At 39.1% G+C, this 12,157-nt stretch carries 11 protein-coding genes and 2 pseudogenes; 8 read left to right on the top strand and 5 right to left on the bottom strand.

Annotation, left to right across the window (positions count from 1 at the left end; genetic code table 11):
- Positions 1–43 precede the first annotated feature (43 nt).
- The 3 genes and pseudogenes from V757_RS21795 to V757_RS21785 form a co-directional block, all read right to left on the bottom strand.
- Positions 44–298 (bottom strand): annotated as a pseudogene (locus V757_RS21795) (helix-turn-helix domain-containing protein); the annotation flags it as partial.
- A 77-nt stretch (positions 299–375) separates the two neighbouring features.
- Positions 376–1,183: pseudogene (gene dapB / locus V757_RS21790) on the bottom strand (4-hydroxy-tetrahydrodipicolinate reductase).
- A gap of 66 nt (positions 1,184–1,249) precedes the next feature.
- Positions 1,250–1,738 carry an outer membrane protein assembly factor BamE gene (locus V757_RS21785; protein ID WP_023951106.1) on the bottom strand — a complete coding sequence of 163 codons (489 nt, stop codon included), beginning with the start codon at positions 1,736–1,738 and terminating at the stop codon, positions 1,250–1,252.
- A gap of 130 nt (positions 1,739–1,868) precedes the next feature.
- On the opposite strand from V757_RS21785, the gene fur reads away from it, so the two are divergent.
- The gene (fur, locus tag V757_RS21780) at positions 1,869–2,294 is read left to right on the top strand and encodes a ferric iron uptake transcriptional regulator (RefSeq protein WP_023951104.1); all 426 of its coding nucleotides are present in this window, start codon (positions 1,869–1,871) and stop codon (positions 2,292–2,294) included.
- A 27-nt stretch (positions 2,295–2,321) separates the two neighbouring features.
- Here the strand turns inward: fur and recN are convergent, their stop codons facing one another.
- The gene (recN, locus tag V757_RS21775; protein ID WP_023951102.1) at positions 2,322–3,971 is read right to left on the bottom strand and encodes a DNA repair protein RecN; all 1,650 of its coding nucleotides are present in this window, start codon (positions 3,969–3,971) and stop codon (positions 2,322–2,324) included.
- 28 nt (positions 3,972–3,999) lie between these two features.
- Positions 4,000–4,896, bottom strand: a complete 897-nt coding sequence (locus V757_RS21770) for an NAD kinase (RefSeq protein ID WP_023951100.1) — start codon at positions 4,894–4,896, stop codon at positions 4,000–4,002.
- A gap of 112 nt (positions 4,897–5,008) precedes the next feature.
- Here V757_RS21770 and hrcA point away from each other — a divergent pair, with 112 nt between their 5' ends.
- From hrcA to dnaJ, 7 genes are all read left to right on the top strand, one after another.
- On the top strand, positions 5,009–6,004 hold the full coding sequence (gene hrcA, locus V757_RS21765; protein ID WP_023951098.1) for a heat-inducible transcriptional repressor HrcA: 996 nt from the start codon (positions 5,009–5,011) through the stop codon (positions 6,002–6,004).
- 7 nt (positions 6,005–6,011) lie between these two features.
- Positions 6,012–6,992: a ferrochelatase gene (hemH, locus tag V757_RS21760; protein ID WP_023951096.1), complete on the top strand. Its 981-nt coding sequence runs from the start codon at positions 6,012–6,014 to the stop codon at positions 6,990–6,992.
- An 18-nt stretch (positions 6,993–7,010) separates the two neighbouring features.
- A complete protein-coding gene (locus V757_RS21755; protein ID WP_023951095.1) occupies positions 7,011–7,571 on the top strand; it encodes an LbetaH domain-containing protein in 561 nt (186 codons plus the stop codon).
- Between the two features lie 134 nt (positions 7,572–7,705).
- Positions 7,706–8,275 (top strand): nucleotide exchange factor GrpE, encoded by a 570-nt coding sequence (grpE, locus tag V757_RS21750; RefSeq protein WP_023951093.1) that lies wholly within the window; start codon positions 7,706–7,708, stop codon positions 8,273–8,275.
- Between the two features lie 119 nt (positions 8,276–8,394).
- Positions 8,395–8,820 carry a thioredoxin family protein gene (locus tag V757_RS21745; protein ID WP_023951091.1) on the top strand — a complete coding sequence of 142 codons (426 nt, stop codon included), beginning with the start codon at positions 8,395–8,397 and terminating at the stop codon, positions 8,818–8,820.
- Between the two features lie 64 nt (positions 8,821–8,884).
- The gene (gene dnaK, locus V757_RS21740; protein ID WP_023951089.1) at positions 8,885–10,807 is read left to right on the top strand and encodes a molecular chaperone DnaK; all 1,923 of its coding nucleotides are present in this window, start codon (positions 8,885–8,887) and stop codon (positions 10,805–10,807) included.
- 93 nt (positions 10,808–10,900) lie between these two features.
- Positions 10,901–12,031 carry a molecular chaperone DnaJ gene (dnaJ, locus tag V757_RS21735; protein ID WP_023951087.1) on the top strand — a complete coding sequence of 377 codons (1,131 nt, stop codon included), beginning with the start codon at positions 10,901–10,903 and terminating at the stop codon, positions 12,029–12,031.
- Positions 12,032–12,157: the final 126 nt, after the last annotated feature.

The raw sequence follows: 12,157 nt of genomic DNA, 5'->3' as shown, positions 1-12,157 counted from the left end.
CCCTGTTTACCTCAGTCATTGCTAATTCTTAGATTGACCATTAGGCAGGATAATGAATCGCCATCTCTATCACCGCTAACTCAGTGGCTTCGTCCACTCTATTTTTAAGGTTAGGCACCCGTCTATTACGATCAATGAGTGCCTCTATACCGCCTTCTTCAACCAATTCTTTATAGCGATAAAATGTATCCCTCGATACGCCCATAATTTTGCATGCTTGCGACACATTTTTTAATTGCTCTGCTAAATTAAGCAGTCCTGCTTTATGTTTAATCACATTATTGGTAGTATGTAACATGAGAGTTTCCTTTTGTTTGTTTAAAAGATTCGCACCTCTTATTCAAACGGGAAACTCTCTTTTTTGCAACTCATTTGTCAGATTTGGTCTGAACTTCTACAAATTACATCACTCATACTGTATAAACCAGTTGCTTTATCTCTTAAAAATTATAGAGGCTTTGCAACTACCTTGAGCATAGGTTGCTCGGCTAGAGGATTTGTGTGCAATTTCAATGCGTTCACCAGTACCGCAGAACATTACTGTATGTTCTCCAATAATATCACCACCACGAGCGACAGAGAAACCAATATGACCGTCCTGACGAGCGCCTGTGTGACCATGTCTTGCCCAGTCTGCGATATCATTGAGATTTTTACCCCATTCATTGGCAATGACCTCGCCCATGATGAGAGCAGTCCCTGAAGGTGCATCAATTTTATGCTTATGATGAACTTCGAAGATTTCTGCATCATAACCACTATTTAATAATTGTGCGGCTAACGCTAATAGTTTTAACGTCGCATTAACACCAATACTCATATTGGGTGCAAAAACAATAGCAATGTCTTTGGAGGCATCTTCAATGGCTTGTTTGCCTTGCTCATCAAAACCTGTTGTTCCAATAACCATTTTGGTTTTGTAATCACGGCAAGCTTTAAGATAAGTGAGCGTACCTTCTGGACGAGTGAAATCAATTAAGCAATCAGCATTCGCTAAAGCAGAAAGATCAGCAGTGATTAAGACGCCTGTTGTTTTGCCTAAAAAAGCCCCTGCATCTTGTCCTAAGTGATTACTTTCAGAATGATCAAGCGCAACACTTAACGTTAATTCAGGATGATTTAAGACAGCTTCAATAAGCATACGACCCATACGGCCATTAGCACCAGAAATCGCGATACGCATAATACGTCCTTAATGATAAAAAATGCAGGTATTTCTCCTGCATTTTGGATGGGTTTAAAAATTAAATTATTGCAATGGAGCTGTTTTAACAGTTTCTTCTGCATTGATAGTAGTAGAGTCAACGGGAGTCGTTTTTGTTTCTGTCGCTTGGGTATTAGGTCTCCAAAGCTGTTGAGTCTCATAATCTGATGGTTGGAAGTTTGGATGTTCATCGCCTTCCCAACGCGCTAGTAGTCCTTTTTGATTGAACCAGACAGAGAACTTAGTCAATACAGGGTCACCATAGCCAGGTTTGAAATAAAATGGATAATCCCAACGATCAGCATGGAAGATATCTGTTAAGGTAGGTGTACCAAGTGCATAGCGAACTTGTTCAGGTGTCATACCTACTTGCAGAAGTGCAATCTGATCTTCGGTAATCCAGTTACCTTGCTGAACAGGAGCACGATAAGGAAATCCCCATTTACCAGATGAACATGCGGTAAGTGCTGAAACAGCTAATAACGTGGCAACTAAGCCTTTGCGTAAAAGCAATGCAGAAAGTAGGTTATTCATAAGCTTGAATTGTTGAGATAAAATCTTAAAAAAAAGTTATTATATAAGTTCAACAGTAATTATAGAGTCTTTTAGATAAAATAATTATTGTTATGAGTTTAATCAGTAAATTTTTGTGAAAAGGCAATCTATGAGCGATCAAAGTGAATTGCAGAGTATGGGTTTAAAAGCCACGTATCCGCGTTTAAAAATTTTAGATATTTTTCGTAATACGACTGAACGCCATTTAAGTGCAGAAGATGTTTATCGTTTGCTTTTGAATGAGAAGGTTGAGATTGGTCTAGCAACTGTGTACCGTGTACTCACTCAATTTGAACAAGCAGGTATTTTAACGCGCAGTCAGTTTGATAATGGTAAAGCGATTTTTGAACTAGACGAGGGTGATCATCATGACCATCTGGTCTGCAATGCTTGTGGTAAGGTAGAGGAGTTTACTGATCCCGATATCGAAGAAAGACAACATGAGATTGCTAAGCAAAAAGGGTTTACATTAGCAAGTCATGCCTTGGTTCTTTATGGTATTTGTTCTGATTGTTCAAACAAAATTAGAAAATAACCTCATAAGCTACTGAGTCATTAAAAACTACTCAGTAGCATGCGAAAGCATTTCTCTGGCGTGGTCAAGACTTGTCTCAGTAATATTCACGCCACCCAACATACGTGCAATTTCTTGAGTACGTCCTTCTATTGTTAATGGCTTAATCTGAGAAACGGTGTGCCCCTCTTTTTGCTGTTTACTTACTTGGAAATGTTGATGTCCACAAGCGGCCACTTGCGGTAAGTGAGTAACACAAAGTACTTGATGGGTTTTGCCTAATTGACGCAATAACTGTCCCACGACTTCAGCAACGGCTCCGCCAATACCAGTATCGACCTCATCAAAAATTAATGTAGGAACCTGATGAGCCTGATTAGACATCACAGATAAGGCGAGTGAGATACGAGCCAATTCACCACCTGAAGCAACTTTATTCAATGCTCTAGGCGTTGTGCCTGCATGACCTGCGACGTTAAATTGAATGTTTTCTAAACCGTAGGCACTAGGCTTGATATCTTGTAGTTCGATCTCAAATTTACCGCCTTGCATGGCAAGTGTCTGCATTGCTTGTGTAACATTTTTGGCTAAGCTATTTGCAGCTTGTTGTCGAGCCTGTGTGAGTTGCTTGGCGACAGTAAAATAGTTTTGTTGCTCTATTTTTACTTGTTTTTTTAATGCGTCTATATCGACCGTTTGATTAATTTTATCAAGCTCTTCTTGTAAGTATAGTTTATGTATATATAGATTTTCTGGTTCAATTTTGAACTTTTTAGCCAAATCAAACATAGAGCGCATACGTTGTTCTGTTTGCTCTAGACGTGATGGGTCTAAATCCAAACGATTGAGATAAGCATTTAAATCAGAGGCTGCTTCCACACATGTGATGCGTGCAGATTCTAATGTTTCATAGATACTCGCTAATTGAGAGTCTTTATTCGCCAGTTGTGAAATACGGGCACAAGCATGAGAGAGTTCACTGCAAATGGATTGTTGGTCATTATCTAATGCATTAAGTGTTTGTGCAACGCCTTCCATCAGTGCTGAGGCATGAGCTAAGCGATTATAGTCACTGTCGATTTGAGCCCATTCTTCTTTACCGGGATTCAATTGTTTGAGTTCACTTAATTGCCACTCTAAGCGTTCACGAATATGTTCTTGTTGCTCTAAATTGGTAATGGCATTATCCATAGTCTCTTGTGCTTTTTGCCATAACTGCCACGCTTGTTGAACTTGTTTAACAAGTGCTGTATGGCCTCCCTGTGCATCAAGCATAGTGCGTTGTGCATTTGGCTTTAATAATAATTGATGTGCATGTTGTCCATGAATATCAATTAGCATTTCAGAGAGTTCTTTTAATTGTGTCAAAGTGGCAGGCGTACCATTGATAAAAGCTTTGCTTTTACCTTGATTATCCAAAGTACGTCTAAGGACTAATTCATCAGTATCAATATCTTGATTGTTAAGCCATTGTGTCACTTTTTCAGAGGTTTCAAAAATGGCACTAATATCTGCTTTTTGAGCGCCTTCTCTGACCATATGAGCATCACCTCGTTGTCCTAATGTCAGGGATAGGGCATCAATGAGAATCGATTTTCCTGCACCAGTCTCACCAGAAAAAACAGTAAACCCTTTTGAAAAAGAAATATCAAGTTTTTCAACAATAACAAAATCACGGATATGTAGTGAAAGTAACATAGTCGTCTAGTAGATAAAAACAATACACTTAAGGTTTATCAGAAACTTCTGGCATGATATTCCAGTGAAGCTTTTTGCGCAAAGTCGAAAAATAACTATAACCAAAAGGATGTAAAAATTGCACCTTATGAGAGGCTTTTTTGATCATGATTTTATCGCCTGCTTTTAAGTCAGACCATGTTTGCATATCAAAGTGTACGCTTGCAGAACCACCAGAGCGACTAATATCTGATAAGGTAAGGGTTAGCATACCAGATGAAGGGACAGCAATTGGTCTATGCGATAGGGTTTGAGGGGCAACAGGGACTAATAAAAAGGCTTCAACCATAGGGTGAATAATAGGACCATTAGCGGAAAGAGCATAGGCGGTTGAACCTGTAGGGGTCGAAACAATTAAGCCATCGGCACGTTGGCTATACATATGTGTATTATCGTAGTCCACTGAAATTTCAATCATTCCACCTCGTCCGGAACGACTTAATACAATATCGTTAAGGGCTAAATCAGTTGTTAAGACTTTTTTATCACGGATAATCGAGCCTTCGAGTAGAGTCCGTTTTTCAATAGTGAATTTGCCATCTAATACGGATTTAACGGCATTGATGGAGTCATTAACAGGGATATCTGTGATAAATCCCAAACGTCCATGGTTGATGCCTAATAAAGGAACAGCATATTTACATAAATCTCTCGCTGCACCAAGCATAGTCCCGTCACCACCCATCACAATGACCAAATCAGCTAATTGACCTATCTGATCCAACGAACCTGTTTGGTATTCTTTTACTCCTGTGTTGAGGGCGGTATCTTTTTCAATAATCACGCGAATATTTGCTTGCTCCAAAACTTGCGCTAATTCGCGTAAAGGGGCATCCATACCAGAATCTTTATAACGTCCAATAAGAGCAACTATTGAAAAATGCATAGGTAAACCATATAAAATAAGTAGAATGAAAGTTCTTTATGTTGTTATTGTACTGATGTTTTAGAAATTTCATAAACTCTACGATAAAAAAATCATATTTATTCGGATAGCCATGGACGAACGATCAAATCATTTATTAACTGCTTTAATTGAACGCTATATTGAGGACGGTCAACCAGTCGGCTCAAAAGCGCTAGCCGGCTTATTTAAGCTTTCACCTGCAACTATTCGCAATGTGATGGCAGAGCTAGAGGCGCAGGGGTTAGTGCATAGTCCCCATACTTCAGCAGGTCGAGTGCCTACGCCCAAAGGTTACCGTATATTTGTGGATAGGCTATTAGCGGTTAAATCATTTAGTACAGAATACTCAGACGAATTAAGCCATGCTTTTACGGATAATTCACCGAGCCAGGCATTAAATACAGCGGCTACCCTAATGTCCAATTTGACTCAGTTTGCTGGAATAGTGGTAACGCCACAACGTTCGCAAATTTTCAGGCATATTGAATTTATTCGTTTATCCGAAAAAAGAGTGTTGTTAATCATCGTCACGCCAGAGGGTGAGGTACAAAATAGGATTTTGAGTGTAAATAAAAACTATTCGGAAGCTGAGTTGATGAATGCGTCCAATTTTTTTAATCAGCATTTTTCAGGAAAGTCATTTCAGGTGGTCAAACAAGAATTAGCAGCTCAGCTTAAGCTTTTACAGGAAGATATTTCCAATTTGATGCAGGCAACCATTGAATATGCCGATGAGTATCGCACAGATAATATGTTGGTGTCAGGGGAGCGACATTTATTAAATATTTCTGATATTGCGTCAGATATGAATCGTCTAAAACAGACATTTTCGCTTTTTGAAGAAAAAACAGAGTTGATGCAATTATTAGATTTATCTTCTCATTCGCAAGGCGTGCAGATTTATATTGGTGGTGAGTCACACTTAGTTCCTTTGGAAGAGTTGGCAGTTGTGACAGCACCTTATGCAGTTGATGGTAAAATTGTGGGTTCGTTAGGCGTGATTGGTCCTAGTCGTATGTCTTATGATAGGGTAATTCCTATTGTAGATATTACCGCCCGCTTATTATCAAATGCATTGAGTCAATAGAATAGTTATGAATACAACGCCTATAGGTGTCTTGTTGGTTAATTTAGGCACACCAGAAAGCTTTCAAGTTAAAGATATTCGTCAATATCTAAAGCTTTTCTTATCTGATCCTCGGGTAGTCGAGTTGCCTAAATGGTTGTGGCAACCAATTTTACGAGGATTGATTCTTCCGTTTAGAGCCCCAAAATTGGTACATAAATACCGTAGCATTTGGCTGAAAGATGGATCGCCATTATTTGTTTATACTCAAGCACAAGCTAAGGCATTGCAGCAAGAGCTTGCAACTGAAAATGTTGTGGTAGATATGGCTATGCGTTATGGGAATCCGGACTTGGGAAGTGCAATAGAACGATTAAAAAAACAAGCCTGTGAGCGTATTCTTATTGTTCCGATGTACCCTCAGTATGCGGCAAGTACGACAGCGACGTTATTTGACCGAGTGGCTGAGCTTTCTAAGACGTGGCGTGAACAGCCTGACTATCGATTTATTAAACGGTTTTGCGCTCATCCTGATTATATTCAAAGTCTATCTACTAAGATTGCTCGGTACTGGGATAAAAACGGTACACCACAACGGTTATTATTGAGTTTTCATGGTTTGCCACAACGGGCTGTGGACTTGGGGGATCCTTATCAACAAGATTGCCAACAAACAGCTGCTTTGTTAAGAGACGCATTATCCGTTTATAATGTGCCCATAGATATTAGTTTTCAAAGTCAATTTGGTAAGGCAAAATGGATTGAGCCAGCGACACAAGCAGTACTTGAGGCTTATCCATCTCAGGGGATAAAACAAGTTGATGTGATATGTCCCGGATTTGTCGCCGATTGTCTTGAAACCCTAGAAGAAATTCAATTGGGATGTGCAGATGCTTTCAAACAAAAAGGTGGAGAGCAATTTCGTTATATCCCCTGTTTAAATGATGACCCAGAATGGATAAAGGCGCTAGCGAATATAGTGCGTGAAAGGCTGGGTTCTTGGTCTTAATTTGTAAGGAATTAGAGTATGTTAAGAAAAAATCCTCGAGGTGATTACCCAGAAGTTCATGAAACAGCTTTTGTGGATCCTACAGCGGTATTGTGTGGTTTAGTTAAAGTGGGTGCCAATGTATTTATTGGTCCATATGCTGTTATTCGTGCTGATGAGGTTGATGAGAATGGAGATATGGATCCGATTGTGATCGGTGCTAATTCAAATATTCAAGATGGTGTGGTGATTCATTCTAAAGATGGTGCAGCAGTGATTATTGGTGAAAACACGTCTATTGCACATCGTTCTATTGTCCATGGCCCTTGTGAAGTGGGGAATAATGTATTTATTGGATTTAATACTGTTTTATTCAATACCAAGGTGGGAAGTAAAGCGGTTATTCGTCATAACTGTGTTGTTGATGGGCATGAGATTCCTGATTCTTTCTATTTACCTTCTGCAACCGTTGTAAGCAAAGCGACTGATTTGGATGAGCTAGTAACTGTGCCCGAGGAAGCTAGAGAATTTTCAGAGTCTGTGATGTTAACCAATGTAAGTTTTGCAGCAGCTTATCGTAAAGTACAAAATACCTTCTAACATAAAGTGGTGCATTTTACCCAGATATTTTTCTGGGTAAAATCTATTTACTAAAGAGATTAATTCGATTCTCTTGATATTTTTATTATTGCCTCCATATAAAAGGAAGTGACTATAATTGTGTGGAGAAAATAATGACTCAAGAATCAAATACACCTAGTGATGATTTAGAAAAGCAACCAGAAGCTGAAGTGCCTGCTGTAGAAGAAACTACTGATGAAGTCGTCGATAGTGTAGGTGCTGATAGTGAAGAACAAAAATTAATTGGTGAGTTACAAGAACAAGTCTTATCACTAAAAGATCAAGTATTACGTGCCCACGCTGAGATGGAAAATGTACGCCGTCGTTCACAAGAAGAAGTGACTAAAGCACGCAAATTTGGTATTGAGTCTTTTGCAGAAGGCTTAATTCCTGTCAAAGATAGTTTGGAAGCAGCACTAGCTGTTGAGAATCAATCGTTTGATGCTTTAAAAGAGGGTATGGACACAACATTGCGTCAATTAGCGTCTGCTTTTGAACGTAACTATCTTAAAGAAATAGCCCCTGCTGTAGGTGATAAATTTGACCCCAATGTGCATCAAGCTATTTCATCTATCCCTAATAGTGATGTAGAAGCGAATGGTGTGGTACAAGTCTTACAAAAAGGCTATACCATTTCTGAGCGTGTATTACGACCAGCGTTGGTTATTGTGTCTGCTGGCTAAGAAAAAAACCATGTCTCATTTGACTCTAAAAAGACTGATAGATAAGTGATAGCATATTGTTTTCGGGCATGCAGTTTTTTGTCATAGTAATCTTTTAAGTTTTTAGGTAGAAAACCTGTATGTCAAAATCAAATAGAGAAGACTGCCTGACATCCGAGACGTTTTTTCAAACGTTTGCTATGAAGAAGGCAAATAGTGAGACATTAGACCAGTTGCTTCTTCAAGAGAAGGAGCAGCTGGTCTGTTTATTTTTATGGGGAGACAATTGCTATAACTGCAATGTGTTCAAACAATCAGCTTTGACTATGCCATCTGATATAAAGGCATTGCCCATTCGATGGTTAGAAGCAAATGTTTATGAAGATGTCGCGTTGGGACGTCGATTTGCGCTGCATGGCATACCCACATTTATCTTTTTTTATCAACAAAAAAAGCTTGGAAAAGTTTCTGGGTGGCATGGCTTAGCGTATTTTCAGGAAGTGATTCAAACTATTCAAAAAAAATTCAAAATAACCCTTGAAAAAGAATTACCTTCCCTTATATAGAGTCCATAGACAGGCGAGATTGATTTCTCGATAACAGATTTAATACATTTAAAGGTACATTAAAATGGCAAAAATTATTGGTATTGACTTAGGTACAACAAATAGCTGTGTAGCTTTATTAGATGGTGACCAAGTTAAAATTATTGAAAACTCAGAGGGTGCTCGTACAACACCTTCAATCGTTGCTTATGCAGCAGACGGTGAAGTGTTAGTTGGTGCCCCAGCAAAACGCCAAGCGGTAACTAATCCAAAAAATACAATTTTTGCGGTTAAACGTTTGATTGGTCGTAAATTCTCAGACAAAGAAGTTCAAAAAGATTTGGACTTAATGCCTTATGCTATTTCTGCCGCTGATAACGGTGATGCATGGGTTGAAGCTCAAGGTAAAAAATTAGCACCTCAACAAGTTTCTGCTGATATTCTACGCAAAATGAAAAAACAGACAGAGGATTTCTTAGGTGAAGAAGTCACTGAAGCTGTTATTACTGTTCCAGCTTACTTTAACGATAGCCAACGTCAAGCGACAAAAGATGCTGGTAAAATTGCTGGTCTAGAGGTTAAACGTATTATTAACGAACCAACAGCAGCGGCATTAGCATTTGGTCTAGATAAAGCAGGCAAAGGTGATCGTAAGATTGCTGTGTTTGACTTAGGTGGTGGTACATTCGATATCTCTATTATCGAAATCGCTGACGTGGATGGTGAAAAACAATTTGAAGTATTATCAACAAACGGTGATACTTTCTTGGGCGGTGAAGATTTTGACCAACGTATTATTGATTACATCATCTCTGAGTTCAAAAAAGAACAAGGAACAGATTTATCAAACGACGTATTAGCATTACAACGCCTTAAAGAAGCAGCAGAAAAGGCAAAAATTGAATTGTCTTCAAGTGCTCAAACAGAGATTAATTTACCGTACATCACAGCTGATGCATCAGGTCCAAAACACCTTAATTTAAAAATTACTCGTGCTAAGTTAGAAGCATTAGTAGAAGATTTAATTGAGCGTACTATTGAACCTTGCCGTGTAGCGGTTAAAGATGCAGGTATTAAGGTAAGTGATATCGACGACGTAATTTTAGTCGGTGGTATGACACGTATGCCTAAAGTACAAGAAAAAGTTAAAGAGTTCTTCGGTAAAGACCCACGTAAAGACGTAAACCCTGATGAGGCTGTTGCAGCGGGTGCGGCTATCCAAGGCTCTGTTCTTTCAGGTGACCGTACTGACGTATTGCTTTTAGACGTAACACCATTATCACTAGGTATTGAAACACTAGGTGGTGTGATGACTAAAATGATTAAGAAAAATACAACGATTCCTACTCGTTTCTCTCAAACTTTCTCTACAGCAGAAGATAATCAACCTGCAGTAACGATTAAAGTTTATCAAGGTGAACGCGAGATGGCGGTTTACAACAAAGGTCTTGGTGAGTTTAACTTAGAAGGTATTCCACCAGCACCACGTGGTTTACCACAAATCGAAGTAACATTTGATATTGATGCTAACGGTATTTTACATGTATCTGCGAAAGATAAAGGTACAGGTAAAGAAAACAAAATTACGATTAAAGCTAATTCTGGTCTTTCTGATGAAGAAATCCAGCGCATGGTAAAAGATGCTGAAGCTAACGAAGCTGAAGACAAACGTCTAGCTGAATTAGCACAAGCTCGTAACCAAGCAGATAGTTTAGTTCATGCTACTCGTAAGTCATTAACTGAATATGGCGATAAGCTAGAAGCTTCAGAAAAAGAGGCTATCGAAGCAGCTATCAAAGAGGTAGAAGAGGCCATTAAAGGTGATGATAAAGCAGCGATTGATGCGAAAGTTGAAGCACTAGGTACAGCTTCTCAAAAATTAGGTGAGAAAATGTATGCAGATATGCAACAACAAGCAGCACAAGCTGAACAAGCAGGTCAGCAAGCACAACCAGCAGATGAAAACGTGGTTGATGCAGACTTTAAAGAAGTGAAAAAAGAAGACTAAGGTTTTCGAATGTACTAAAAATACCCGATCTGGCTGATAAGTGCTAAGGTCGGGTATTTGTTTAAGATTTTATTTTTAAGGGCGTAATAATTAATGGCAAAACGTGATTATTATGAAGTATTGGGAGTAGCAAAGGGGGCAAGTGAAGATGAGCTAAAAAAAGCTTATCGTAAACTAGCGATGAAATATCACCCAGATCGCAATCCTGATAATAAAGAAGCAGAAGAAAAGTTTAAAGAAGTGAAAGAGGCTTATGAGACTTTATCTGATTCTTCAAAACGACAAGCCTATGATAGATTCGGCCATGCTGGCGTTGATCCTAACCAAGGTATGGGTGGTATGGGCGGCATGGGTGGTGCTGGTAGTTTTGGTGATATGTTCGGCGATATTTTTGGCGATATTTTTGGTGCAGCAGGGCGTCGCTCAGCAGGGCCACAAGTTTATCGTGGTGCCGATCTAAAATATAGCCTTGAGATTACATTAGAACAGGCGGCTAATGGCTATGATACTGAAATCCGTATTCCTAGTTATGAGGAATGTGGTACTTGTCATGGTACAGGTGCTAAACCCGGTACAGAGCCTATCACTTGTCGTACATGTAATGGTACTGGTCAAGAGTTTATACAACAGGGCTTTTTCCGTGTTCAACAGACATGCCATACTTGCCATGGAACTGGTAAAGAGATCAAAGAACCTTGCAGTACTTGTCATGGTGAAGGTCGTATTCGTAAAACCAAAACATTGGCGGTTAAGATACCAGCTGGTATTGATGATGGTATGAGAATTCGTTCAGCAGGTGACGGTGAGCCAGGGATTAATGGTGGACCTCCAGGTGACTTATATGTAGAAGTTCGCTTGAAAAAACATCCTATCTTTGAGCGTGACGGTGAAGATTTACATTGTGAGGTTCCACTACCATTTACGACTGCGGCGTTGGGGGGAACTCTAGAAGTGCCTACACTAGGTGGTAAAGGGGAAATTTCGATTCCTGAGGGTACACAAACAGGTAAGACTTTCCGTTTACGTGGTAAAGGTATTAAAGGAGTACGTTCAGGTGTGGCAGGGGATTTATACTGCCATGTCTTTATCGAAACACCTGTGAAATTGACAAGTAAACAAAAAGAGCTTTTAAAAGAATTACAAAATTCCTTGAGTGAAGATTCTGGTAAACATTCACCTCAAAATAAGAGTTTTGCAGATAAAGTAAAAGACTTTTTTAGTTAAAAATAGTAGCTAATTACTTAGCACATAATTAGAGACCCATATAGATGATTATTTTCCTATATGGGTTCTTTTTTCGTAGTATATGATTTACCTGTTCTGGATTCTATAAAGCATACTTTTTAGAAG

Source organism: Pelistega indica (assembly GCF_000506865.1).
In the GTDB taxonomy this organism is placed as follows: domain Bacteria; phylum Pseudomonadota; class Gammaproteobacteria; order Burkholderiales; family Burkholderiaceae_B; genus Taylorella; species Taylorella indica.
The sequence above is the reverse complement of the archived record's forward strand: the minus strand, read 5'-3'. Positions and strand labels throughout refer to the sequence as shown.

What these genes read in the sequence shown, in the direction of transcription:
- V757_RS21745 (WP_023951091.1), top strand. Translation starts at nt 8,395, where the DNA reads ATGTCAAAATCAAATAGAGAAGACTGCCTGACATCCGAGACGTTTTTT.
- hrcA (WP_023951098.1), top strand. Translation starts at nt 5,009, where the DNA reads ATGGACGAACGATCAAATCATTTATTAACTGCTTTAATTGAACGCTAT.
- hemH (WP_023951096.1), top strand. Translation starts at nt 6,012, where the DNA reads ATGAATACAACGCCTATAGGTGTCTTGTTGGTTAATTTAGGCACACCA.
- dnaJ (WP_023951087.1), top strand. Translation starts at nt 10,901, where the DNA reads ATGGCAAAACGTGATTATTATGAAGTATTGGGAGTAGCAAAGGGGGCA.
- grpE (WP_023951093.1), top strand. Translation starts at nt 7,706, where the DNA reads ATGACTCAAGAATCAAATACACCTAGTGATGATTTAGAAAAGCAACCA.
- dnaK (WP_023951089.1), top strand. Translation starts at nt 8,885, where the DNA reads ATGGCAAAAATTATTGGTATTGACTTAGGTACAACAAATAGCTGTGTA.
- fur (WP_023951104.1), top strand. Translation starts at nt 1,869, where the DNA reads ATGAGCGATCAAAGTGAATTGCAGAGTATGGGTTTAAAAGCCACGTAT.
- V757_RS21755 (WP_023951095.1), top strand. Translation starts at nt 7,011, where the DNA reads ATGTTAAGAAAAAATCCTCGAGGTGATTACCCAGAAGTTCATGAAACA.
- V757_RS21770 (WP_023951100.1), bottom strand. Translation starts at nt 4,896, where the DNA reads ATGCATTTTTCAATAGTTGCTCTTATTGGACGTTATAAAGATTCTGGT.
- V757_RS21785 (WP_023951106.1), bottom strand. Translation starts at nt 1,738, where the DNA reads ATGAATAACCTACTTTCTGCATTGCTTTTACGCAAAGGCTTAGTTGCC.
- recN (WP_023951102.1), bottom strand. Translation starts at nt 3,971, where the DNA reads ATGTTACTTTCACTACATATCCGTGATTTTGTTATTGTTGAAAAACTT.